Here is a 22,794-nt window from a genome sequence, read left to right on the forward strand (position 1 = left end):
GAGCTTGAGGCCCGGGGTGTACCTGCTGCACGGGCCGTTCCTGTCGGTGTCGAGGACCGAGGGCGTGCGGCCCGTGATCCGGGACCGGATCACCGACCTCCATGTTCATCAGGCGAAACCGGCGCAACTGGCGGCGTGGATCCGGGGGCACTGGTCGATCGAGAACAAGGCAGGCAACCACTGGTAGCACGGTTCGGGGGCATTCCACTCAAGCGACAGAAAACGGCGGTCACCTCCGACCGCCGGCCGCCCCAGGTCAGTTTTCCGCACAAGGAGCTGATCAGCAGGCTCCTGGCGGACATCTGCAAAATCTGCAAGCAGACGGACAACATTCAGGTGCATCACGTCCGGAAGCTCGCTGACCTCGCCAGAACCGGAGACGCACAACCCGACTGGGTGCAGCTCATGGCACGGCGACGCCGCAAGTCCCTCGTGGTCTGCGGCTCATGCTACGAACGCATCCAGGGCTGACAGTCGGCCTGAACGCTCACGCAGCAGTCACTGGAGAGCCGGATGATCAGGAAACTATCATGTCCGGTTCGGAGGGAGGCCGCATGGAAAAGGACCTGCCCAACAGGCACCTCGCCATGCGGCCGACCCTACCCACTGGGTCCGCGACGTCACCTACGATGAGGCCCGCAGCCAGATCCGCACCGGCACCGGACCCGAGGTCATGGCAGCTTTACTCAACGCCGCGATCGGCGCCCTTCGCCTGAGCGGGGTCACCAACATCGCCGCCGCCAACCGGCATCACGCCCGCGACAGCACCCGCCCGCTGGCACGGCTCGGCATCACCTGACGACTTTGCCGGGACCCTGCGGGTGATGCCGGCACCGCTGACCGGGCAACGCCGTCGCCGAGTCACGAGACAACCTTTATAGGCTGTCTCATCTCGCTGCGGTGACAAGATACTGCAAGCGAACCTGGGATGACTCGGCACCATCGGTCTCCGCGCTGTGCCGAAGCTCGATCTCGTAGAGTTCGGTGAGTTCTTGCACTGCGACATCACGATAGCCTGCGGCTTCGATCGCGGCGGTGTATTCTTCGGCGGAAGTTGCGCTGGCCAAGGTCAGGACAGCCGTCGTGTCCTGGTCGTAGGTGCTCGTGTACATATCCCCCCATGCGCCATCTACGATTGCGATTCGACCGCCGGGCCTCAGGAGTCGTCTCCAGTTGCTCAGCGCTCGTTCGGGCTCGCGCAAGGTCCAGAGCACGTAACGCGCCGTGATCGCGTCGAAACTGCCCTCCGGGAAAGGTGGCGAGACAGCGTCGCCGACCGCGAAGACAGGCGCGTTCTGTACTTGACGTGCTTTGGCACGTGCGAAGTCGAGCATGCCCTCGGCGAGGTCGACGCCGGTCACGCGATAGCCGAGTCGCCACAACTCCATCGCCACCAGCCCGGTGCCGGTGCCCACGTCGAGCACATCGGCCGGCGGATTCGGCAGCCCCGAGGCCCAGATGCCACGCCAAAGTCCGGCCGCCTCACCGGTGTGCAGCACGCTGGTCGGATGTACGTCGTAGGCATCTCCCGCTTTGCTCCAGTACTCCGTGACAACAGCCTGGGCACTTTCCGAGTTTGTCATTGCATTCTTGTCCTTCCGATTTTCGATTAGTTATAGAGTGCGATGAGACTTTCGGCAACCTGGGGAACGGCGTAGGCGAAAGACGACTCCATGTCGCGGCCTGGATGATAAAGCGATCGTTCTTCACCGCGTCCAGGTTTCTCGTCAGCGGATCGCTCTTGAGCATTGCGATCTTCTCCTCGGCCGCATCGCCCGGCTATCCGCTCAACGTTCGGCGGCTCGGTCAGTGACCTGACCGACTCGCTGTTCGCGAGTCCGGATCGAGGATCCCGTCGAGCTGGGACGCGAGTAGCTCGACGTACGCTCCGCCAGCCGCGAGAAGCTCCTCATGCGTGCCGGACTCCGCCACCCGCCCTTCGGAGATGACGACGATACGGTCGGCGGTGCGGATCGTGGACAGCCGGTGGGCGATCACGAGGGTGGTACGACCATGCCGGGCTTCCTCCATCGCCCGAGCGACAGCGTGTTCGCTCGCTGCGTCGAGGTTAGACACCGCCTCATCCATGACAAGAATCGGAGCGTCTTTCAGCAGAGCCCGTGCTATCGCGATCCGTTGTCGCTGCCCGCCGGACATCAGCGCGCCGAGCTCGCCTGCGACGGTGTCGTAGCCGTCCGGCAGGCCACTGATGAACTCATGCGCCTGAGCGTCCCGCGCGGCGGCCTCGACCTCCTCGTCGGAGGCGTCGGCGCGGCCGAGGCGGATGTTGTCACGGATGGTGGTGTTGAACAGGAACGTGTTCTGTGGGACCAGCGTCATCAGCTGACGCAGGTCCTCCTGCGGGAAATCCCGGACGTCGTGTCCGCCCACGGTCACCGAGCCGGCGGTGACGTCCCAGAATCGCAGCAGCAGATTCGCGCATGTCGACTTGCCAGCTCCGGAGTGCCCCACCAGCGCGACCGTCTCTCCAGGATGAATCTCGAAACTCACGTCCCGCACTGCCGGCGACAGGTCGCTGCGATAGGCAAATGTCACGCCGTCGAACTGGACATGCGGTTCAATCGATCCAGCCGGCGGCCGCGTGACCAGGTCGGACACAGGTGCAGGCTCATCGAGCAGGACGTTGATGCGTTCGGCTGCGGACGCAACCACGGACAACTCGCGCGCGACCTCGGTCACCTTCAGCACCGGCGCCATCGCCATCGCCGCGAGAACGACGGCTACGGGATACACCGAGCGATCGAGTTCCCCCGCGACGACGAGCCGGGCACCCAGGACGAGTACGACAAGTATTCCCACGAGTGCGATCGTGTCCGTGGCGGCGTACTCGATGCCCCCACGGCGGCCGTGGGCGGTCTTCGCCTTGGCCAGCCGAACGCTCTGCTGGCGCAGCAGGCCGAGACGCTGGGAGTGTGCGCCGAAGTTCACCAGTTCGCGCAACCCTTGGAAGGTATCGGTACTGTCGGCGCTCATTCGGCCGAGAGAATCGCGCAGTTCACGCCCGTGCAGTTCAGCGCGGTGCCGCAGCCAGGCCGGGACCGACGCCAGCAGTAGCAGCACGGGCAGCAGCGCACAGGCCAGTGACCAGTGGAACGACGCCAGGACGACGGTGGTTGCCACCGGAACCGTCGACGCGACGGCCAACGGGCTGAGGGTATGGGCGAAGAAGATCTCGATCTCTTCCACGTCGGAGACGGCGGCCGCACCGAGGTCACCGGAGCGTCGCTCGACCATGTAGCCGGGTGAGAGCCGTTCGAAGGCGGTGAACACCTTTGCGCGGATGTCGGCCAGCGCTCGGAAAGCGGCGACATGGGCGAAGGTGTTGTCTGCCACGTTCATGACGACCAACGGCACGATCAGGCACCCGAGGAGGACAAGCCAGCCGGTGAGTTGCCCCGGCGACGCCCCGGCGGCCGCCCGCGCCACCACGTAGGCGCCCACTCCGGCCGAGGCGATCAGCAGCAACTGATGCAGCACCCCCGCCAGATAGGCGACGGCGATGAGGTTGCGGTGCTCGCCCAACAGGGGCATCAGGCTCCTCAGCCTGGTTACCAGCGATCGACGCGAACTCGGACCGTCTGCACGTTCATGGACATGACCGTGGCTGTGACCGTCGGGGTGTCCAGAGGTAGGCGGGTGCGCGTGCGTGGTCGCGGTCATGCCGGTGCTCCAGTCTGCGTCGCGACGAGTTCGGCGTAGACACCTTCGCGAGCGACGAGTTCGACGTGGCGGCCAGACTCGACGATCCGCCCGGCCTCCATCACCACGATTCTGTCTGCGTCACGAACAGTGGACAGCCGATGGGCGATGATGATCGTCGTACGGCCGCGGGTCAACTCGCCGAGCGCCCGGGTGATCTCCGCTTCGTTGGCGGCGTCGATGCTCGATGTCGGCTCGTCGAGGATGAGTACGGGGGCGTCCTTGAGCAGGGCGCGGGCGATCGCGATGCGTTGGCGCTCGCCGCCGGACAGCTTCAGACCTCGTTCACCGACTACCGTGTCGAATCCCTGAGGCAGGCGGGAGATGAATTCGGCGGCCTGGGCTGCGGTCACCGCGCGAGCGATCTCGTCGTCGGTGGCGTCCGGTCTGGCGAGCAGCAGGTTCTCGCGGACAGTGCCGTGGAACAGGTAGGTGTCCTGCGACACGACACCGACGAGCGACCGCAGGTCGGCCAGCGGGAACGTGCGCGTGTCGTGACCGCCGACACGGATGGACCCGGCGTCGGCGTCGAAGTAGCGCATCAGCAGACCGACCACGGTGCTCTTACCCGCACCCGAGCGCCCCACGATGGCAACCCGCTCCCCCGGCGCGACGACCAGGCTGAACCCGTCGAGCGCGGGTGCCCGCCGCGTCGGGTAGCAGAACCGAAGATCGTCAAATTCCAGGCTCGGCGGATTCTGCCGCAGCTGCGGTGCCGTTGTCGCGTCGTCTCGCACGTCCGGCTCGAGTCGTAGAACGTCGGCGATGGCGCGGCTGGCCGGGATCGCGGAGTACGCCGCGTGATAGGCCGCCTCGAGGTCGTGCATTGGCCTGAACGTCTCCCGCGTCAGGATCAGGATCGTGAACAGCCCTGCGATGCTGACGGCCCCGGTGGCGGCATGCCATGCGCCGAGACCGACCGCGGCCGCGGTACCGATCGGCACCATCAGTTCCCCGACGCTGGAGGACGCGCACCACGCCATCATGAGCCGAATCGAGTCCCGGCAGAACGCCTCACCTCGGTCGACCAGTTCCCGGCCGCGCCGGGCGCTGGCGTTGAACGCCTTCAGGGTGGCCATCCCTTGGACCGCGTCCAGGCTCTCGGCGTAGAGGCCGCGGTAGGAGATCATCCAGCGATCGCCACGATCCTTGATCCAACGGTCGCCGACCATCTTTGACAATGGAGCCAGCAGCGCGCACGCGAGCACCACGATTCCCACCACCGGGTCGACCGCGATCACGTAGACCGCAGCAAGGCAGGCCCCGAGCACGGAGGCCACCACGGCGGGCACGAACCGGCCCATCAGCGGATCGAGCAGTTCGACGGAGTCCACGATCGTCGACTGCAGGTCACCCGTGCGCATTCGCTGCGCCTGGCCGGGGCCGATTTCCATCAACTTCAACGCGAGGCCCTCGCGCACCGCCTCCTTGACCCGCGCAGACACCCGCTGCGCCCACGAGTCCTTCACCACGATCAGGGCGCCGCGCGCCAACTGGAGAACACCGATCACGACCAGGGGTACCACCAGCTCGCCGAGCTCGGTTGACGAGAACACCCGGGCCAGCAGGTCCGCGATCAGCAGTCCCTGGCCAACGTAGGTCGCCGTGATGAGCAGCATCAGCCCGACCAGGCCGGCTATCTCCAGCCGGGCCTGCGGCCGCAGCGACAGGAACAGCTTGATCGTCGACCACACGGCCGCACCCCCAGAACACGTATCGGTCGCACTCGACCCGGCGATACCAACGGGCCAATTCCCCATCAGCCAACGGAGCATCCTCAGGCTGCGCAAGGCGCGCGTCGGCACCCGAGCCCATCTTTGCCCCAGACGGTTTTCGTTGTGCATGGACCGCCCATCGACGGACACCTCGCACACACATGGACCACCTCACCCCCCGCACGCCCACTTCGACGCCGTCGCGGTCCAAGAACCAGAGCCCCAAGAGCAACATGATAATCAGTACCGATAAGCTGACGCCAGACCCTCTCGTGAAGGAGATCCTGATGGCCGTACCGAAGCGGAAGATGTCGCGGTCGAACACCCGGCACCGGCGGGCGCGGTGGAAGGCGACGGCGACGCAGGTGACCCCGTGCCCATGCCCCCGCAAGGAGATGGTGGTGCCACACCAGGCCTGCACGCACTGCGGTCTGTACAAGGGGCGTCAGGTGGTGGACCGGCCGTGACCGGACGCCTGCCGGTGACCGCCTTCGGACTCGGCGATCCGTCTGACCACGCCGAGCCGGTCCCGGACGGACGATGACCGCCCTCACCCGGGATGACGCCAACCGGTGGCGGCGCGACTGGGAAACCATGATGTGTCACTACCAGCCCGGCCGCACCGAGCTGCACGACGCCGGCCTCGCAGCCACTGAGCGGGTCCACGGGCGGGCACCCGGTCGGGTGCTCGATGTCGGAGGCGGCCCTGGCACCACCGCGGAGTCGATCCTGCGGCGGTGGCCCGAGGCGCAGCTCACCGTGCTGGATGTCGATCCGGCTCTGCTCGCCCTGGCCGACACCGCGCTGCCGACGGTGCGTACCGTACGGGCCGACATCGGCTCGCCCGACTGGACCTCGTTGGCGGGCGGCCCGTACGACCTGGTGCTGGCTCTGATGACCGTGCACTACCTACCCGAAAACCGGTTGCGAGACTGGTACGCCGAGGCCCGACAGGTGCTCCGCCCGGACGGTTTGCTCCTCGTCGGCGATGCCATGCCTGCTGCCCCCATGCTTGCGCGGCGGCGGGACGATGGAAGCGATCTGTGGACCGCCTGGTGGGTCAGGCTGGCCCGCGAGCCAGCGATGGCATCGCTGCTGGACGAGCGGACGGCGGCCCTGGCTGGACTCGCCTGCGCGGAGTTCGTCGCTTCCACCGACTGGCACCGTGCGGCGGCCCGGCAAGCCGGATTCGGCGAGGCGGCGCTTTTACACCAGCGGGCCGACCATGCCCTGATCGCGTTCCGCCGACGTGCGGACCCTCGATGAACTCCGCCGAGCCAGCCCACAGCGGGCTGACCGTCGTCTACTGCGACGGCCACCGCTGCCACGCCCTGCGCCACCGCAGCTGTTCACGCGCGCCCGACCGTGAGTCGCAGGATCTCGCTGCAGCCCTGCGGGAGGCCGTGCGTTGCAGCCACGGAGCCATTCTGGTCCGGGCCGGATGCCTCGGCGTCTGCCACCGCGCACCTGCCCTACTCCTGGTCAGCAGGACGGAGTCTGCGGGGCAGCGCGGAAAGCTGATCGGCCCGGTGGAGGAGCCTGGGCAGCTGGACGCGGTCGTCGAACTCATCCGGCACGCGGACAGGAAATCACCCTGACTCGAGGACATAGTCGTCAGCCAGCAGACGCGGTTGTCACCAGCGGTTCACGGATGGTCCCGGGGGGCGTACGCCGAGGTGCACGCTGCGGGCGGAGAGCCGGAACAGGTCGTTTCGGTGGCCCAGCCAATGCTCCCCTGACCGATCGAGGAGGCGATCCCAGGCGTCGAGATCACCGGTGGCGACAAGGCCGGTGGGCCGCAGCCAGCCGACCCGCCGGGTGAGATCCGCTAGCACGGCCTTGCGTGCGGCGTTGTCGAGCGGCGGCGGCCGTTCGTCCAGGGTGGTCCGGGTGGTCACCGGCGACAGCCCGGCCAGGCGTAACGCTTCGGGCCAGCCGTACGGCATCCGCCGACTGTCGGGTAGTTCTGCCCGCATCCTGGCGAACCATCGGTCCTGGGCTGCGTTCAGCCGGCCTTCCAGCCCGGGTTCGCCCAGGCCGACGTCCCACGGCAGGTGTTGCTCCGGTAGGCCGCCCTCGGCAAGGGCCAACCGCCCGCCGGGGTCGAGCAGGCTGGCGAGGGCGGTGACCGCCGCCTGCTGGTCGCCGACATGGTGCAGCGCGGCAGATGCCCAGACCAGATCGGCCGGGCCGCCGAGCGTCTCGCGCAGGGCGGCCGTGTCGGCGGGAATGTCAACGAGTACCGGCTCCACCCGGACCCGGGGGTCCGACCAGGCGGTACGGATGTGGTCTCGGGCGGTGTCGAGTACCGCCGGGCTAGCGTCCACCGCGACGACCCTGCCGCAGGTCATCATCCGGGCGATGGCCAGCGACATCCCGCCAGCGCCGCAGCCGACGTCGACCGCGAGTCGGTCTGCGGGATCGACCAGCTCGCGGGCAAGCGTCAGGTACCAGGCCCGGTCGTGCCGGGCCGCATCGAGCAGCTGTGGTGCCAGTTCGGTCCAGTCGACAGGCACCCCGGTGCTCATTTGCTGGCCTGCGGTCCCTTGCGGGCGTACTTCTTGCGGAACTTCTCGACCCGACCAGCGGTGTCGAGCAGGCGCTGCTTGCCGGTCCAGAAAGGGTGACTGGCGGACGAGATCTGGACGTCGATGACCGGGTAGGTGTTGCCGTCGGTCCACTCGATCGCCTGGTCGCTGGTGGCGGTGGAACGGGTGAGGAAGGCGAAGTCGGCGCCCTTGTCGCGGTAGACGACAGGTCGGTACTCGGGGTGGATTCCAGGCTTCATACGGGCTGCGCTCCTTCGGTGTCGGTGCCGGTGTCGGTCAACTCCCCCGCGTCGAGGGGGAAGCACCCGGCGAACGGGTCGTGGTACGTCCGCCAGGTCTCCTCCCCGTCGGCGAGTTCAGCGTCGGTGAGTAGGCAGCCGGTGAGGGTGCGGTGCAACTCGGCCGGATCGGCGTCGAGGCCGATGAAGACCAGATGCTGGTGCCGGTCGCCGTAGTAGGGGTCCCACTGCAGGGCCGCGGCGAGCCGGCGCTGGTCGTGGACATGCTCCCAGCGGTCCTCGGGCAGGCTGACCAGCCAGTGTCCGAGCGACCCCATGGACAGGCCGCCGCCAGCGAACTCCCAGGCCACCACGGTGTCTGGTTGGCTGGCCAGCCAGAGGTGACCCCGCGAGCGGACCATCTCGGCGTTGACCTCTTCCAGTACGTCGTGCAGGCGCTGCGGATGAAACGGCCGACAGGCACGGAAGACGACGGAGACCACCCCGCAGTCGGACTCCGGCTCATGGGTGCCCAGCGGGTAGCCCTGCAGTCCTCGGGCAAGCATTCCGGGAGTCTCCGGCTGGTACCGATGGGTGTGCCGCAGCTGACGGTTCAGTGTGCCGGCGTCCACGGAGTCGCCGTCGACCCGGATGCGCACCGCCCAGGGCGCCATCCGCTGCAGCAGGACCGACAACCTGCTGGTGTCGAAGGCACCTTCCCGGGACTGCCCCCAGAGCACCAGGGTGTCGGCGTACTCGATCTGCCGGACAACGACGTCGGCGAGCGCGCGATGATCGTCCTCCGCGGTCTGGATACCGAGCGCGGTGAGATCGTCGGTGCTGGCAAGGCCGTCGAGCAGAAGCTCGGCGTCGAGGACCGTGATGAACGAGTCGACGCGGATGAGTTCGGCGACCGGCGCCCCGTCGACGAGGCAGTGGTCGCAGGCGGCGGCGACCGCTTCGGGCTCCACCGCCTCCGGCAGCATCAGCACAAGGTCGTGACCGGGATTGCCACGAGCGAGCCGCACGAGGGTGGGCAGCACATCCTCCCGCAGGGTGCAGGAGACACAGCCGTGCACCAGATCCACCCGCTGGTCCTCGACGATGCCGGCTCCCGAGCGGATCACCCGACGGACCACACCGTTACGGATCGCGGTGAGGTCGTGCCGCACCAGCAACAACGACGGATCAGCAGCGAGCAGCGTACGGGCAACGGCGAAGGTCGCCGCCGGCCAGAATCCGGACAGCACGGTCAGCGACGGGCGGGTATCGGCGTCGGTTGTCCGGGCGTGGGCAGGTGCCCGTGGTGACGAGGACATCGCACCCCTCTCGAGCTACTTGAAAACGATTGTCATTCTAGACGCACGCAGTCACCGAAGCGAACGGCAGGGCAAAAGCGTGGCACCGGTGCCACGCAGACCCGGCGCCACCAAACTTCCAGCATGAGGTAAGGTCACCCTAACTCGGAACTGAGAATCATTTACTGGCGGTCCGGATCGGACTCACCCGAGGGCGCACGTCGCGGTGAAGGGACAGCGCATGCAGGTAACGGACGAGCAGAGCGGGGCGGTCGCGGACTCGACCATCGACGCTGCGCAGGTACGACGCCAGGCTAAGACCGCCGGGGAGTCACTGAATTCCCTGCTGCGTCCGGTCGCCGGCTCGATCAGGTTCGCGATCGGTATGCAGCTCGTCGCCTCGGTGGCAACGATCGCGCCCTACGTCGCGATCGCGGAACTGGGCAAACTGTTCCTGGCGGACGGGCCGGTCGAGGCCGGACGGGTGTGGCTGGTCGTCGGTCTCGTGACCGGTGCCCTCGGTCTGCGGGTGCTGTTCGGCGGGGGCGCGCTCGTGGTCACCCATTTCGCCGACGCCCGGATGCAGGCGGTGCTGCGCCGACGGATCACCGCGCACCTGGGACGGGTGCCACTGGGCTGGTTCACCCGCAACTCCTCGGGGCTGGTGCGTAAGGCGACCCAGAACGACATAAACGACCTGCACTACCTCGTCGCGCACGGCGCGGTCGAGACGACCGCCGCGCTGACCGTCCCGCTCGTCGGACTGGTCTATCTCGTGGTCCTCGACTGGCGCCTGGCGCTGCTGGGCATCTGCACCCTGCCGGTCTACGCGATCGCCTACGCGGTCATGGCCCGCGGGATGACGGCGAAGATGATCGAGATGGACCGCGGCATCGCGGCGATCAGCGCAACGATCATCGAGTTCGTCGCCGGCATCTCGGTCGTCAAGACCTTCGGGCAGGCGGGCAAGGCACATGAGCGCTACCGCAAGGCGGCCACCGGCTTCGGCGAGGCGTACACCGCGTGGGTGCAGCCGATGCTGCGCACCGACGCGATCACGAGCATCGCACTCAGCGCCCCGGTAGTGCTGCTGGTAACCCTGGCCGGTGGCACATGGTTGATGTCGGCCGACCAGGTCGGCCCAGTCGACGTGCTCACCGCGGGCCTGGTGGCGATGACCCTGCCAACCGCGATCGTCACGGTCAGCTACGGGATGCAGGCCCGGCGTGAGGCCGCCGCTGCCGCCCAACGGATCGTCGACCTGCTCAACACGCCGGTGCTACCGCTCGCCGCGCATCCACGCGATCCCGCCGACGCGACGGTCGCGTTCGAGGACGTGTCGTTCAGCTACGACGGCACGACGACGGTGCTCGACGACATCAGCCTGCGGCTGCCGATAGGCAGCGTCACCGCGCTGGTAGGGCCATCCGGCTCCGGCAAGTCCACGCTCGCCACGCTGCTGCCGCGGTTCCATGACGTGACCAGCGGACGGGTCAGCGTCGGCGGGGTCGACGTGCGCGAGCTCAGCCAGCGTGCCCTGTACGAGCGGGTCGGCTTCGTACTCCAGGACGTGCAGCTCCTGCGGCTGAGCGTCGCGGACAACATCCGCCTGGCCCGCCCGGATGCCTCCCTCGACCAGGTACGGGCCGCAGCCCAGGCGGCGCAGATCGACGCCCGCATCCTCGAACTGCCGCGGGGCTACGACTCGGTGATCGGCGACGACGCGCAGCTCTCGGGCGGGGAGGCACAGCGGGTGTCCATCGCGCGCGCCATCCTCGCCGACCCGCCGATCCTCGTGCTCGACGAGGCGACCGCCTATGCCGACCCGGAATCGGAGGCTGCCATCCAGGACGCTCTCTCCCGACTCACCGGCGGCCGGACTCTACTGGTTATCGCACACCGGCTCGGTTCGATCGTCGGCGCCGACCAGATCGCCGTCCTCAGCGCCGGACGCCTGGTCGAACTCGGCACCCACCCCGAGCTCGTCGCCGCGCAGGGCGAGTACGCACGGATGTGGCAGATCTACACCTCGGCATCCGCAGCGACCGGAAACGCCGCGGCGACGACGTCGACAGGAGGACAGCGATGATCCGCCAGCTCCGGGCAGTCCTGGGACCCCAGGACCAACGCCTCTACACCCGGTTCCTGATCTGGGCGACTGCCTACGGGGTCCTGCAAGGCGTCGCGATCGTCTTCCTGGTGCCCATCGCCCGGGCGCTGATCGCAGGCGACTACCCGGCGACGCTCGCCTGGCTTGGCGGCATGCTCGTCGCGGTCCTGGCCTGCTCGGTCGCGCACTACACGCAGGCGATGCTCGGATACCAGGTCGCGGTGATCGTGCTGAAGACCATGCATCTGAACATCGGCGACCACCTGGTGAAGCTGCCGATCGGCTGGTTCGCCGGCAAGGTCGGCCGGGTCGCCCAGGTCGCCAGCAAGGGCACGCTCGCGGTCGGCGGCGGCGCGGCCCACCTGATGACCCCGCTCATCACCGGGATCGCCGGGCCGGCGACGGTGACGGTCGCAATGTTCTTCCTCGACTGGCGTCTCGGGCTCACCCTGCTCGCGGCCGCACCGGTGGTCGCGCTGGCGAGCCGCGGGGCCAGCCGGCTGATCTCCCGCTCGGACGCCGCGGTACACGCCGCCGCGGTCGAAGCCAACGACCGGGTGATCGAGTTCGCCCGCGCCCAAGGCGTCCTGCGCGCCTTCGGCCGCTCGGCGGAAGGCTACGAACCGCTGGAGGACGCCACGCAACGGCAACGCGTCGCCGTACGCCGAAACCTCGTCGAATCGGTGCTCGGACTGATCCTCAGCGGCGTGGCGATCCAACTCACGTTCTCGATCTTCATCGTGCTGGCCGCGAGCTTCGCTCTGGGCGGCACATTGACCGGGGCTGAGCTGATCGCCCTGCTCGGGGTCATGGCCCGGTTCGTACAGCCGCTCAACGAAATCGGAGAGTACGGCGGCTCAATCCGCTCCGCCCGCAGTGAACTGGCGCGCATCCAGGAGATCATGGACGCCACGCCGCTTCCCGAACCGGACGGTGCCGCCACCGTCGTCGAGCCCGGCGCGATCGAGTTCGACGCTGTCCGATTCGGTTACCGCACCGGTGAACCGGTGCTGAACGGAATCTCCTTCCGAGTGCCACCTCGTACGATGACCGCCCTGGTCGGACCCTCCGGTTCCGGCAAGACCACGGTCACCCGGCTCATCGCCCGGTTCTACGACATCGACGCCGGAACCGTGCGGGTCGGCGGCGTCGACGTACGTGACCAACGCGCCGACGACCTCATGGCCCAGCTCTCGCTGGTCTTTCAGGACGTCTATCTGTTCGACGACACCCTGCGCGAGAACGTCCGCATCGGCAACCCCGCCGCCACTGAGGAGGAGATCGACCGTGCCGCGCACCTGGCCGGCGTCAGCGAGATCGCCGCTCGGCTGCCACACGGGTGGAACACCAAGGTCGGTGAGGCCGGCTCAGCGCTTTCCGGCGGGGAACGCCAACGGGTCTCGATCGCCCGCGCAATCCTGAAGAACACCCCGATCGTCCTGCTCGACGAGGCGACCGCCGCCCTCGACCCCGAGAACGAGGCCTACGTGCAGGACTCCATGCGCACCCTCATGGCACGCAGCACCCTACTGGTCATCGCACACAAGCTCTCCACGGTGATGGCCGCCGACCAGATCGTGGTGCTCGGCGACGACGGCAGCGTCGTCGAACGGGGCCGCCACGACGAACTGCTGGCGGCAGGAGGCCGCTATGCCGACTTCTGGCACGAACGCGACCGCGCCCGTGGCTGGACGCTACAACCAGCGCAGGCCTGACCGGCCGTGGTCCCAACTCGCGCCGATCAGCGGCGGCCAGCCGACCAGCGCCTATCTCGACCACCGGCCGCTCATCCGCGCACCGCGCGCACGACACCGAACTGTCCGACCTCGGTCGTGAAGCCAGCCGCCGACAGCTCCTCGATGAGTTGTGACTCCGACACCACGTACCACGTGTAGTCCGCCACGATCTCCCGCACCGATCGACCTTCGTCGTCGAGCACCCGGTACCGCATCCGCCAGGTCACCTGGTCGGCCCCGGCGGGCTGTGCGGCTCCGCTGCCCTGGTAGCGGAGCCGACCCACCCGCACCGTGGTGAACTCCGACTCCGGGACGGCTACCGCCTCGGCTGGCGGCTGCAGATTCACCACCAGCGGGGCACCGTCACACAGCCGACTGGCCAGGCGTTGCCAGAGCGCACCGCGTTCCGCCGCCGTCAGATGGCCGATCATGTTCATCGCCAACACCGCACCGATCGACTCAGGCAGGGCGACCTGTTGCGCGGTGCCGGCAACGACCGTCGTACGGGAGACGAGATCCGGGTCGTCGACAATCCGGGCGTGCAGGGCCGCCCGCTGCACCGGTGACGGCTCCACCGCGATGATCTCGCCCGCCGGCAGGGTCTCGGCCAGGATCTGGACACCACGTCCACTGCCGGCACCCAGATCCACGGCGGGAGCGGATGAAGAAGAACCGACGAGAGCCTGCTGGACCGGCGTGCGCAGAGCCTCCCAGGCATCGACGCTCAACAGGTCGAGGAACTCCCCGGCTTCCTGGTACTGATCGAGCACGAAGATCTCCATTTCCGGGGGAACAGGTCGAGTCCATCATCTCCGAGCAGAACGCCGGGCGGCGTCCCCAGGTGGGCAGCCACGGCTACGACCCTTCGCACCCACTGGGGTCCACCAGGGTCGGGTCGGTCTCACCGACGACCACCGCCAGGCTGAACACATCCGACAACGGCGAGCCATCCGCACGCGTACCGGTGCGTTCGAACGCGAGGCAGTAACTACCCTGCGCCGTGAACGTCCAGTTGCCGTGCACGTGCGTACCCGTGCTGATCCGCTGGGTGTCCGGGAGCCCGTTACTCGAATCAAAGAGGTGGACCGGCGCACCGAACGGACCAACCTGGTAGACGAAGACGTCACCCGGTCCCTCGACGGCAGTCAACGACCAGGACAGCCCGTCCCCATCGAGGTCCGTCGGGCGGATCGTCTTCGCTGACCAGCCCGGCCAGAGCAGGCCCGGCTGCTCAGCCTGTGCAAGGTTCCAGACGGGAGTGCCCACCGGCCCGATGAAGCCGTACGCGTCACCCAGGACCACCGTCCGGGACTCCGGAAGCAGTTGGAACACCACATCCGACAACTCATGCCAGAACGCCTGATTGCCGTCCGAGGACCGGGAGATCCCTTCGACTGTCAGGTCCCGGACCCTGGTACGCAGCGTACCGTCGTCGAGCGTCGAGGCGATGTCCACGTATCCACGGTTGAGGATGACCGCGCCCGACGTCGTACGCGACCAGTTCGGGACGTTCCAGGGGTCCTCTACCGGGTTGGGATCTTCACCAGGTAGTAGGTCCGCGCATCCTCCCGGATCGACGCCGGTCGGGTCGGCCTCGCCGACGACGACCGCCAGGGTGAAGGCGTTCGACAGTTGTGTGCCGTCGGCTCGGGTGCCGGTCCGTTCGAACGCGAGGCAGTAGCTGCCCTGGGCAGTGAACGTCCAGTTGGCGTGCACGTGCGAGCCGGCGCTGATTCTGGTCGTGTCCGGCAGCCCGTTCGCGGAGTCGAAGATGTGCACCGGCGCCCCGAACGGACCGACCTGGTGGATGAAGAAGTCGCCGGGTCCACGGGCGGCAGTGAGCGTCCAGTTCAGTCCGTCTCCGGTGAGGTCGGACGGGCGGATGGTCTCCGCGGACCAGCCTGGCCACAGCAGGCCAGGTTGTTCGGTCTGCGGCAGGTTCCAGATGCGGCTGCCGACGGGTCCGATGAAGGTGTACGCCCCATTCGGCACGGTTGTCGCGGACTCCGGGAGCAGTTGGAGGACCACGTCCGACATCTCGTGCCAGTACGCCCCGCTGCCGTCGGGTGGGTGTGCGATCCCCTCGGTGGTGGTGTCCTTCACCATGGTGCGCAGTCCGCCGCCGTCGAGGGTCGAGGCGAGGTCGACGTGTCCGCGGTTGAGGATTGTCGCGCCGGATGTAGTCCGGGACCAGTTCGGGACGTTCCAGGGATGCTCCACGGGGTCGGGTTCGCCGCCGGGAATGGGAACCTCCTCGGGCTTGGTCGGCCGGCCGCCGTCGACACAGGTCTTCGTCAGCGTCTCGGCGTCGTGGGTGAAGGAGGCACCCGGGTAGCTGCCGTCAGGGTTGGCGCGGACGGTGGGGTCGAGCGGGCCGTCCACGACGAAGGTCAGTGTCCTGCGGTCCGAAGCGATGTCACCGGCGGGCAGGTCTGCTGTCCATTCCAGGTCGAGGCAGTACTTCCCCGGCCGGCTGAAGGACCATAGGACGGCGCTGTTCGTCTCGCCGCCGCCCGCACCCGGCCACAAACGGTGGGCCTCGGTCTGGCCGGTGGCGGTGTTGAACACGAACGGCCCGCTCTGAGTCTGACCATGAGACAGTGCCACATCTCCTGGCCCCACCACCGAGTGCAGCGACCAACGTAGGTCGCCGTCTAGTTGCTCGGGCCGGATTCCAGTGGTGTCCCACCGGATCACCTGCATCGAATTGCCGTACACGCCGGTGTCGAAGCCGGGCACGTTCCCGGTGCCGGCCCGGAACAACGCCGCCGGGCGGTGAAAGATCACGCTTTCCAGGTCGTGCCGGGTCCCGGGCGTGGACAGCGTCGGGTCGAGGACCGCGAGTTGGGTCTCCAGGTCGCCATCGTCGATCGCGCTGACCAGGGAGGACACGCCAGCGCCCAGCACGAACGAATCCGATATCGGATTCGGTGCCGGCACAGCGGCACTCCGCTCAGGATAGTCCTGCGTCCGTCCGCACGGTGTGACGGTGGACGGGTCGGTGCTGTCGCCGACCACGAGGGTCAGCTGCTCCGTGTCGGCGACCCGCCGACCATCCTCGGTCTCCGCATCGAGGGCCATCGCGATGCAGTAGACACCAGGCTCGGTGATCGACCAGTTGAAGTGGGCATGGGTGTGCAGCGGCACCCACCGCGCCGCCGGTAGGCCGAGTTTCGTGCTGAACACCGGCAGGTCGATGCGTTCCATTCCGATGCCGGCCCGCTGCGGGTATCCCTCCCACAGGATGACGTCCCCGGGGGCGGGCTGGTTGTCCGGCCCGGTGACGGCGTCGACGCGCCACAGCACCCGGTCCTGGCCCAACCCGGCCAGTGTCGGGGACTCGGTGCTCAGGCCGGCCCACGGCGCACCGGCCAACTGGCCGAGCGGCAGGTTCCAGTACGACGTGGCAGGCGGGGCGATGAAGGACCATTCGTCACCGGGCAGGTACGCGGCGGGGGTGCTCAGCTGCACGGAGTCCGGGACGACGATGACCAGCTCGTCGTACTCGATCCACTCCGCACGGGACTCGCCGGGAACGTCGTACTTCGCCTGTAGCGACAGCGCGTCCACGTCGTCAACGGTGTCGATCCGCCCGGCGACCGCATCGATGTGACCGTCACGGATCACCCAGTCGGCAACCGAGGGATCACCGGGGTCGGTCGGGTCGGTGGGATCGGTCGGGTCAGTAGGATCCGTCGGGTCGGAGCCGCCAGGGGTGTCACCGCACTGCGCATCGGCTGCGATCCCGTCGCCGACAGCGAACCGCAGCCGCACCGAGGCGGTCCCGGTCGTACCGTCCGCCAACGACGCGCTCGTCGTCACGGTCAGGCAATACATCCCGGCAGCGGAGAAGCGGAAACGGTCGTTGATCGTCGTGCGGGGTGCCAACTCGACCGGGACCGCCCCCTGCGGCGTGCCGTCACGTTGCACACCGGTACCGAAGCGGGAACCGGCCGGAGCATTTGGCTCCGGCGCCAGGAACGGTAGATCGGGAAGCTGATAGAACGCGAAGTCACCGGGACCGGTCACGTCCGAGAAGGCAAAGGAGATCGGCGCGTCCTCGCCGAGGAGGTCGTCGTAGTAGTCGTAGCCGGCGACTCCCCGGGTGGACAGCGACAACTTGACCGCCGACGAGCCGGTCAGCCAGCCCTCGGTCGCGTAGCCCGGCGATCCCGCCGACCCGAGCCAGGCGTACGCCCCGGCGTCGGGCACCGGGTAGGACGCCTGACTCGGAAGGCGGAACGTGAGCACATCGCCCGTGACCTCGGTGATCTCACCACGGTCGGCAAGACCGATCGTCATCCCACCGCTATCGACCGGATACGAGGTCAACTCGTACTCGCCCGCGGTGATCTCCTCCGGCACGGTAGCAGCGGCCGGCGTCGGGGCAGAAATCAGCGCGGTCATGACAGCGACCACCGTCACGACCGCGCACGTCGACCTCGGTGTTCGCTGACGCCGTCCCAGAGGCTCCACGGGTTTCCCTTCGAGTTGCACGGTCCTGTTTCATCGGAGCGACAGGGGCGGCCGCGCAACGGCCGCCCCTGCTCCAGAACTCAGGGGACGATTACGAACTTCGCTGCCAGCCAGTTCTGGGTGGACAGTGGCGCGGAGGCGGAGAATCCGAAGTACAGGTTGTAGATCTGCGGCGTGGTTGCCTTCGACGCCGCGTAGAAACGCCACTCGAAGTGGGTGTGCGCTCCCGACCCGAGCGGGTATGTGCCGGACGACGTGCCCAGCACCTGCGAGCCTGCCGAGTTGAACAGACGGACGTCACCCGGATTCGCGCCAGCGGCGCTCATCCACACCGCGCCACTTCCCGGGCAGGAACCTTCGAAGCTGAACCCGACCCAGGGAGCGGAGGACTGCGTGGCCGAGCCGATGTCGATCTTCCAGTAGCCGGCGGTACCGGTCGTCGACACCCAGGTCACGGCGGTGCTCACGTCGTCGTAGACGAACGCGTAGTTGTGCATGTCCACCGGGTTCACCGGGGTACCCGAACCGATCTTCGTGGTCAGGGCGAGCGTCGGAGTGGACGGACACTCAATGTTGACAATGTCGATGTGACCGGCGGTGATGTCGTTCGTCGCGTAGACGCCCGCGTACGCGGGCGAGCCAGCCGCTACAGCCAGCAGCAACCCACAGACGCCAGCGCCGACGGCGGCGAGGATGTTCCGCCCCGCCTTCCTCGGGAGACCGGTGTCTTCCGATGTCCGGACAGCAGTCATGGTCTCGGTCACCTCTCACTCACTGGAGTTGGCAGCCACTGATGAGTACGTAGTGGACGCAAACGGCTCCTTCCAGCACGTCTCACCCCAGTAGCGTTAATGAAAATGAATTTCATCTTGATCTAAGCAGTGAGCTGTCACCCTGTCAAGACGATCTAGTCGAAACCCGGAGGACACCAACCCCTACCGCGACGCAGCTCGAAGGCCACGACAGCACCTCGCACCGACAGGCGGCTCCGGCTGTCGGTGCAGAATGGAGAAGGCTGGAGTGGGCAGCCCATCCAACAAGGCTGGATCCTTCCGCCCCGGAACCAGGCCGGGCCGGCATTGCCGCAAGCCATCAGTCCTCGCGGGCTACAGCCGTTGGCCGCGGCTACGGACGATGCACGGAGCAGGGCGCCGGACCGCACCAGCGCTCGTTGCAATGGCAACCCTGCAACAGTGGTCCACGTGCCGGCGAGGTGCGATCCGAGGCGGCAACATGATCCGCCGGCTGGCACGCATTCCAGGTGCGCGAGCACGCCGGGAAGGACCGGGACACCGGTACTGGACGGCTGCCATGGCACGCCCGGCAAAGGTTGCGGGCCGGGCGCAGCAAGCGCCGCGCCAAGATCATCCTGATCGGCGGCGAGGGTGGCGATGTCGACCCGAGCCGTCCGGCGAATGTCCGGCCACGTCGTGGACTGATCCCCACGCGGAACCCGACCAGCACCGACCGGAGCGAGATGGGGATGAGAGCCGACCAGCAAGGCGGGCGGGCCTCGGTCGGTGGCCGCCGTCAACGCGACCGCGCCGGTCGGATAGGCGCGCATCAACTCCCGGAATCGGCCTGCAAGCATACCCGAAATTCAGTCATCGCCGTGCCGGGCGCAGTCGGTGCAGATGCCGAAGAGCTCGAGTATGCAGTTGACGTCGGTGAAACCGTGCTCGGCGGCGACCTGGCCGATCCACTCCTGAGTGGGCGGTCCGGCGACCTCGACGGTCCGGGCGCACAGCCGGCAGACCAGATGGTGGTGCTCGGTCTGGCTGCACCGACGGTACAGCTGCTCGCCGCCGGCACTGTGCATCACATCGACCTGACCGGCGCTGGCGAACACCTGCAGGGTCCGGTAGACGGTCGTCAGACCGACGGTCGAACCTCGTGCACGCAACGCCGCGTACAGCTGCTGGGCGCTGCGAAACTCGGCGGTCGCGTCCAGCAGAGCGAGGATCTCGTTGCGCTGGCGGGTGGAGCGGCCGGCCTCCGCGGGCTGTTGATTCACCACGCCCACCTCATGTTAGTAACGGTTGCCATTACCATAATGGCAACGAGGAAGGTCGGTGGTGATGTGGGTGCCGGTGACCGGTGGCAGGGGTAGCCGGCACCCACATCGCGTGAATTCGCGATCCGCGCTGACCTGGTCGGGGCAGTACCTGGGCTTCGCCACCGGGCAGGCCGTGGCCCGGCTGCTGCACCAACGGCTCGGCGAGAAGATCGCCCAGCTGCCGCTGGGCTGGTTCAGCCCGACCCGCACCGGCGAGGTCAGCCGGCTGGCGAGCCAGAGCGTCCTGCAGCTGATGAACGTGCCCGCACACCTGATGCGGCCGGTGATCACCGCCGCGGTGACACCACCAGTGGTGGTGCTGGCGCTGCTCGTCGTCGAGCCGCGACTCGGGATCGCCGTCGCCGTGGCCGCACCGCTGCTGCTGCTCATCCTGCGCTGGAGCAACCGGGCGATCGCCCGGGCCGACGCCGACCGGCACCGGGTGATGGACGACTCGGCGAGCCGGATCGTCGAGTTCGCGCAGGCGCAGCCGCTGCTGCGGGCATACGGGCGGACCGCCCGGGAACACCGTCTGCTCGACGACACCCTGCTCGCGCAGAGCCAGGCGGACCGTGCCCTGCTGAGCCGCGCCATCGTCGGCCTGATTTCCTTCGGATTCGCCGTACGGGCCCTACTCGGCGCCGTACTGCTGATCGGGGTCCACCTCGCGCTCGGCGGCGCGCTGGACGCGGCGACGCTCGTCGCCGTACTGGTGTTGACGGTCCGGTTCACCGAACCACTGGCCACGGCCGCCGAACTCGGCGCGTCGCTACGGATGGCCGCTGGACACCTCGCCGGGCTGAACCGGGTCCTGCAGGCGGCGACGTTGCCCGAGCCCCAGCACCCCCGGCAGCCGGACGGTTGCGAGGTCGTCTTCGACGACGTGCAGTTCGGCTACGAGGGGCGCCCGGTGCTACGCGGGGTCAGCTTCACGCTGCCGCAGCGGAGCATGACCGCGTTGGTCGGCCCGTCGGGCGCCGGCAAGACGACGGTAGCCCGCCTGCTGGCCCGGTTCTGGGACGTCGACGCCGGGGCGGTACGCGTCGGCGGAGTCGACGTACGGGACCTGAACGCGGCGGACCTGGCGTCACGGGTGTCGTTCGTCTTCCAGGACGTGTATCTGTTCGACGGCACCCTCGCCGACAACGTCCGACTCGGCCGGCCGGATGCCAGCGACGACGAGGTGCGCGAGGCCATCACCCAAGCCGGTCTCGGCGACGTCCTCGCCGAGCTGCCCGCCGGATTGGACACTGCGGTAGGTGAGGGCGGCACGGCGCTGTCAGGCGGGCAGCGCCAGCGGGTGTCGATCGCCCGGGCGCTACTCAAGGATGCTCCGATCGTCGTCCTCGACGAGGCGACCGCGTCGTTGGACGCCGAAGCCGACGCGGCGGTGCAGACGGCGGTAGCCGCCCTGGCCAGCCGGGCGACCCTGTTGGTCATCGCCCACCGGCTGCAGACCGTACGGGCCGCGGACCAGATCCTGGTGCTGTCCGACGGGCAGGTCAGTGACCGGGGCACCCACGACGAACTCGTCGACCGAACCGGCCTGTACGCGTCGTTCTGGCATGAGCGCGTCGCAGCACAAGGGTGGCGCCTCGTCGACCGATAGGCGGGTCTGTCCCCCGGTGCGCCACCGGCGGCGCGACAACCGGCGGAATCACCGGTGTCAGTGGTCGTCCCAGTGCCCGTCGTGCCGGGTGTGTCGATGTCCGTCGTGCACGTAGTCCACGTGTCCGTCGTGCGGCACCGCCACGTGCCCGCACCCTTCACGGTGCTCGTGGTCGTGCCGGTCGTGAACCTGGTGACCGCCGGGCTCGCATTCGTCGAAGTGGCCCTGGTGCTCACGGTGCAGGTGACCGTCGTGGGCGTAGTCGACGTGTTCCTGGTGCGGTACGGCGACGTGACCGCAGTCCGGCCCATGTCGGTGCTGGTGTGCCTCGTGTTGCCGATGCATCTGTTCGGTTGCCACTGCCCCTCCTCCGAAGAAGCCCGGTACGCCAGGAAACGGTAGTGAGGGCGGCACCGATTCTCACGGATTCGGAGACAACCTGCCCGATCGGCTACTACCGGTGCGGCCACTCGGCCGGTCCTACCAGGACGCCCTACGGATCCAGGGCAGTTCACCGCGCAGCGGAAGCTCGCGGAACGCACCCGCGTCGGGCCGAACGGGGTCCACTACGAGCTCATCCATCCGACTGACCGCAGCTCGCCCGGGCACAACAAACCCGACAGCGTCGCGCAGCGGCCCCGTTCCCGTCGACGATCCACCATCAGCGCCGCAGTCCACACGACAGTCCGTGACCACGAACCACCTCACGGTCAATCCGTAAAGATGATTGCCAGCGGCGCCTACGACGTCGCAGTCAGCGAGGGGCCGCTTCCCGCGATCGAAAGGGCACCACGGCACCGCCGACCACGTCAGCACCTTCAGCCCCGGGCTATGTCACTTGGCGGCGGGAGTTGGGTTCGCAGCTCGCGTCGTAGTCGACGGATGCGGCGAGCAGTCTGGCGGTTGCTGAAAAGCTGGGACTGCAGTTTCACCTGCCAGTTCGTCGAAAGCCGTTTCGCCGACCGCTACCCACAGGCCCAGAACTGCGAGGTCGGACCGGCTGATCAGCCGGTCCGTCGACGGCACCGGGGCTGGAGAACGACACCGAAGGCGCCGCAGGACGGGAAGACTTCGGTGGCGGCCATCGCGACGACGCGATCTGGGCCCCGGTAACCGGCAGGGTGGGCGAAATCTGGTCGAGCAAGCGCTGCGCCAGGGCGGCGTCGATCTCGAGGTCTGCGCTGATGCGAACATCAGCCGCGGTCGCCAGGTCCACGACGTCGTCGCTGGTGAACGTATCAGCTCCGAGAGTACTCAGCCGTTGCGCGAACTCCTGGACATTGATCATTTGCAGCCTCATCGTCGGA

22 protein-coding genes are annotated in these 22,794 nt (G+C 68.0%); 9 read left to right on the forward strand and 13 right to left on the reverse strand.

The window, feature by feature from the left end; translation table 11 throughout:
* Positions 1-16 precede the first annotated feature (16 nt).
* From EDC02_RS40190 to EDC02_RS42340, 3 genes are all read left to right on the forward strand, one after another.
* The gene (locus tag EDC02_RS40190) at positions 17-187 is read left to right on the forward strand and encodes a hypothetical protein (protein WP_158632150.1); all 171 of its coding nucleotides are present in this window, start codon (positions 17-19) and stop codon (positions 185-187) included.
* Positions 136-471 carry a hypothetical protein gene (locus EDC02_RS42780; protein WP_370461443.1) on the forward strand — a complete coding sequence of 112 codons (336 nt, stop codon included), beginning with the start codon at positions 136-138 and terminating at the stop codon, positions 469-471. The genes EDC02_RS40190 and EDC02_RS42780 overlap by 52 nt, the downstream gene beginning before the upstream one ends.
* Before the next feature lie 202 nt (positions 472-673).
* Positions 674-799, forward strand: a complete 126-nt coding sequence (locus EDC02_RS42340; RefSeq protein WP_255500175.1) for a hypothetical protein — start codon at positions 674-676, stop codon at positions 797-799.
* An 88-nt stretch (positions 800-887) separates the two neighbouring features.
* On the opposite strand, the gene EDC02_RS11485 is transcribed toward EDC02_RS42340, so the two are convergent.
* The 3 genes from EDC02_RS11485 to EDC02_RS11495 form a co-directional block, all read right to left on the reverse strand.
* On the reverse strand, positions 888-1,583 hold the full coding sequence (locus EDC02_RS11485; protein ID WP_123601937.1) for a class I SAM-dependent methyltransferase: 696 nt from the start codon (positions 1,581-1,583) through the stop codon (positions 888-890).
* 223 nt (positions 1,584-1,806) lie between these two features.
* Positions 1,807-3,552 (reverse strand): ABC transporter ATP-binding protein, encoded by a 1,746-nt coding sequence (locus tag EDC02_RS11490; protein WP_158632151.1) that lies wholly within the window; start codon positions 3,550-3,552, stop codon positions 1,807-1,809.
* A 125-nt stretch (positions 3,553-3,677) separates the two neighbouring features.
* Positions 3,678-5,564: an ABC transporter ATP-binding protein gene (locus tag EDC02_RS11495; RefSeq protein ID WP_123601939.1), complete on the reverse strand. Its 1,887-nt coding sequence runs from the start codon at positions 5,562-5,564 to the stop codon at positions 3,678-3,680.
* 158 nt (positions 5,565-5,722) lie between these two features.
* Between EDC02_RS11495 and rpmF the strand changes: the two genes are divergently transcribed.
* The 3 genes from rpmF to EDC02_RS11510 all read left to right on the forward strand — a co-directional run bounded on the left by rpmF (position 5,723) and on the right by EDC02_RS11510 (position 7,033).
* Complete coding sequence (rpmF, locus tag EDC02_RS11500; RefSeq protein WP_123604709.1) at positions 5,723-5,902, forward strand: 50S ribosomal protein L32; 180 nt, start codon at positions 5,723-5,725, stop codon at positions 5,900-5,902.
* Between the two features lie 73 nt (positions 5,903-5,975).
* On the forward strand, positions 5,976-6,701 hold the full coding sequence (locus EDC02_RS11505) for a trans-aconitate 2-methyltransferase (protein ID WP_123601940.1): 726 nt from the start codon (positions 5,976-5,978) through the stop codon (positions 6,699-6,701).
* Positions 6,698-7,033 carry a (2Fe-2S) ferredoxin domain-containing protein gene (locus EDC02_RS11510; protein WP_123601941.1) on the forward strand — a complete coding sequence of 112 codons (336 nt, stop codon included), beginning with the start codon at positions 6,698-6,700 and terminating at the stop codon, positions 7,031-7,033. Before EDC02_RS11505 ends, EDC02_RS11510 begins: the two co-directional genes overlap by 4 nt.
* Before the next feature lie 36 nt (positions 7,034-7,069).
* Here the strand turns inward: EDC02_RS11510 and EDC02_RS11515 are convergent, their stop codons facing one another.
* The 3 genes from EDC02_RS11515 to EDC02_RS11525 are packed head-to-tail and all read right to left on the reverse strand — an operon-like array spanning position 7,070 to position 9,521.
* The gene (locus EDC02_RS11515; RefSeq protein ID WP_233605870.1) at positions 7,070-7,951 is read right to left on the reverse strand and encodes a class I SAM-dependent methyltransferase; all 882 of its coding nucleotides are present in this window, start codon (positions 7,949-7,951) and stop codon (positions 7,070-7,072) included.
* A gap of 8 nt (positions 7,952-7,959) precedes the next feature.
* A complete protein-coding gene (locus EDC02_RS11520; protein WP_123601943.1) occupies positions 7,960-8,223 on the reverse strand; it encodes a type B 50S ribosomal protein L31 in 264 nt (87 codons plus the stop codon).
* Positions 8,220-9,521, reverse strand: a complete 1,302-nt coding sequence (locus EDC02_RS11525; RefSeq protein ID WP_123601944.1) for a GTP-binding protein — start codon at positions 9,519-9,521, stop codon at positions 8,220-8,222. Before EDC02_RS11525 ends, EDC02_RS11520 begins: the two co-directional genes overlap by 4 nt.
* A 220-nt stretch (positions 9,522-9,741) precedes the next feature.
* Here EDC02_RS11525 and EDC02_RS11530 point away from each other — a divergent pair, with 220 nt between their 5' ends.
* Together EDC02_RS11530 and EDC02_RS11535 are read left to right on the forward strand one after the other, a co-directional pair.
* The gene (locus tag EDC02_RS11530) at positions 9,742-11,589 is read left to right on the forward strand and encodes an ABC transporter ATP-binding protein (RefSeq protein ID WP_123601945.1); all 1,848 of its coding nucleotides are present in this window, start codon (positions 9,742-9,744) and stop codon (positions 11,587-11,589) included.
* Positions 11,586-13,325 carry an ABC transporter ATP-binding protein gene (locus EDC02_RS11535; protein ID WP_123601946.1) on the forward strand — a complete coding sequence of 580 codons (1,740 nt, stop codon included), beginning with the start codon at positions 11,586-11,588 and terminating at the stop codon, positions 13,323-13,325. The genes EDC02_RS11530 and EDC02_RS11535 overlap by 4 nt, the downstream gene beginning before the upstream one ends.
* Positions 13,326-13,396: 71 nt before the next feature.
* Here the strand turns inward: EDC02_RS11535 and EDC02_RS11540 are convergent, their stop codons facing one another.
* The 5 genes from EDC02_RS11540 to EDC02_RS11560 all read right to left on the reverse strand — a co-directional run bounded on the left by EDC02_RS11540 (position 13,397) and on the right by EDC02_RS11560 (position 19,836).
* Positions 13,397-14,116, reverse strand: coding sequence for a trans-aconitate 2-methyltransferase (locus EDC02_RS11540; RefSeq protein WP_233605871.1), 720 nt, complete (start codon positions 14,114-14,116; stop codon positions 13,397-13,399).
* Positions 14,117-14,201: 85 nt separating this feature from the next.
* Positions 14,202-17,753 (reverse strand): choice-of-anchor M domain-containing protein, encoded by a 3,552-nt coding sequence (locus EDC02_RS11545; RefSeq protein ID WP_148083424.1) that lies wholly within the window; start codon positions 17,751-17,753, stop codon positions 14,202-14,204.
* Positions 17,754-17,902: 149 nt separating this feature from the next.
* Positions 17,903-18,574 carry a hypothetical protein gene (locus EDC02_RS11550; protein ID WP_148083425.1) on the reverse strand — a complete coding sequence of 224 codons (672 nt, stop codon included), beginning with the start codon at positions 18,572-18,574 and terminating at the stop codon, positions 17,903-17,905.
* Between the two features lie 155 nt (positions 18,575-18,729).
* Positions 18,730-19,413 (reverse strand): flavin reductase, encoded by a 684-nt coding sequence (locus EDC02_RS42785; RefSeq protein WP_123601950.1) that lies wholly within the window; start codon positions 19,411-19,413, stop codon positions 18,730-18,732.
* A gap of 9 nt (positions 19,414-19,422) precedes the next feature.
* Positions 19,423-19,836 carry a Fur family transcriptional regulator gene (locus EDC02_RS11560; protein WP_123604710.1) on the reverse strand — a complete coding sequence of 138 codons (414 nt, stop codon included), beginning with the start codon at positions 19,834-19,836 and terminating at the stop codon, positions 19,423-19,425.
* Positions 19,837-19,948: 112 nt separating this feature from the next.
* Between EDC02_RS11560 and EDC02_RS11565 the strand changes: the two genes are divergently transcribed.
* A complete protein-coding gene (locus EDC02_RS11565) occupies positions 19,949-21,487 on the forward strand; it encodes an ABC transporter ATP-binding protein (RefSeq protein ID WP_158632153.1) in 1,539 nt (512 codons plus the stop codon).
* A 57-nt stretch (positions 21,488-21,544) separates the two neighbouring features.
* Here EDC02_RS11565 and EDC02_RS11570 read toward each other — a convergent pair whose 3' ends face one another.
* On the reverse strand, positions 21,545-21,847 hold the full coding sequence (locus EDC02_RS11570; protein WP_199757592.1) for a hypothetical protein: 303 nt from the start codon (positions 21,845-21,847) through the stop codon (positions 21,545-21,547).
* Between the two features lie 568 nt (positions 21,848-22,415).
* The gene (locus EDC02_RS39520; protein WP_148083427.1) at positions 22,416-22,787 is read right to left on the reverse strand and encodes a hypothetical protein; all 372 of its coding nucleotides are present in this window, start codon (positions 22,785-22,787) and stop codon (positions 22,416-22,418) included.
* Positions 22,788-22,794 lie beyond the last annotated feature (7 nt).

It is taken from the genome of Micromonospora sp. Llam0, assembly GCF_003751085.1.
Lineage (GTDB): Bacteria > Actinomycetota > Actinomycetes > Mycobacteriales > Micromonosporaceae > Micromonospora_E.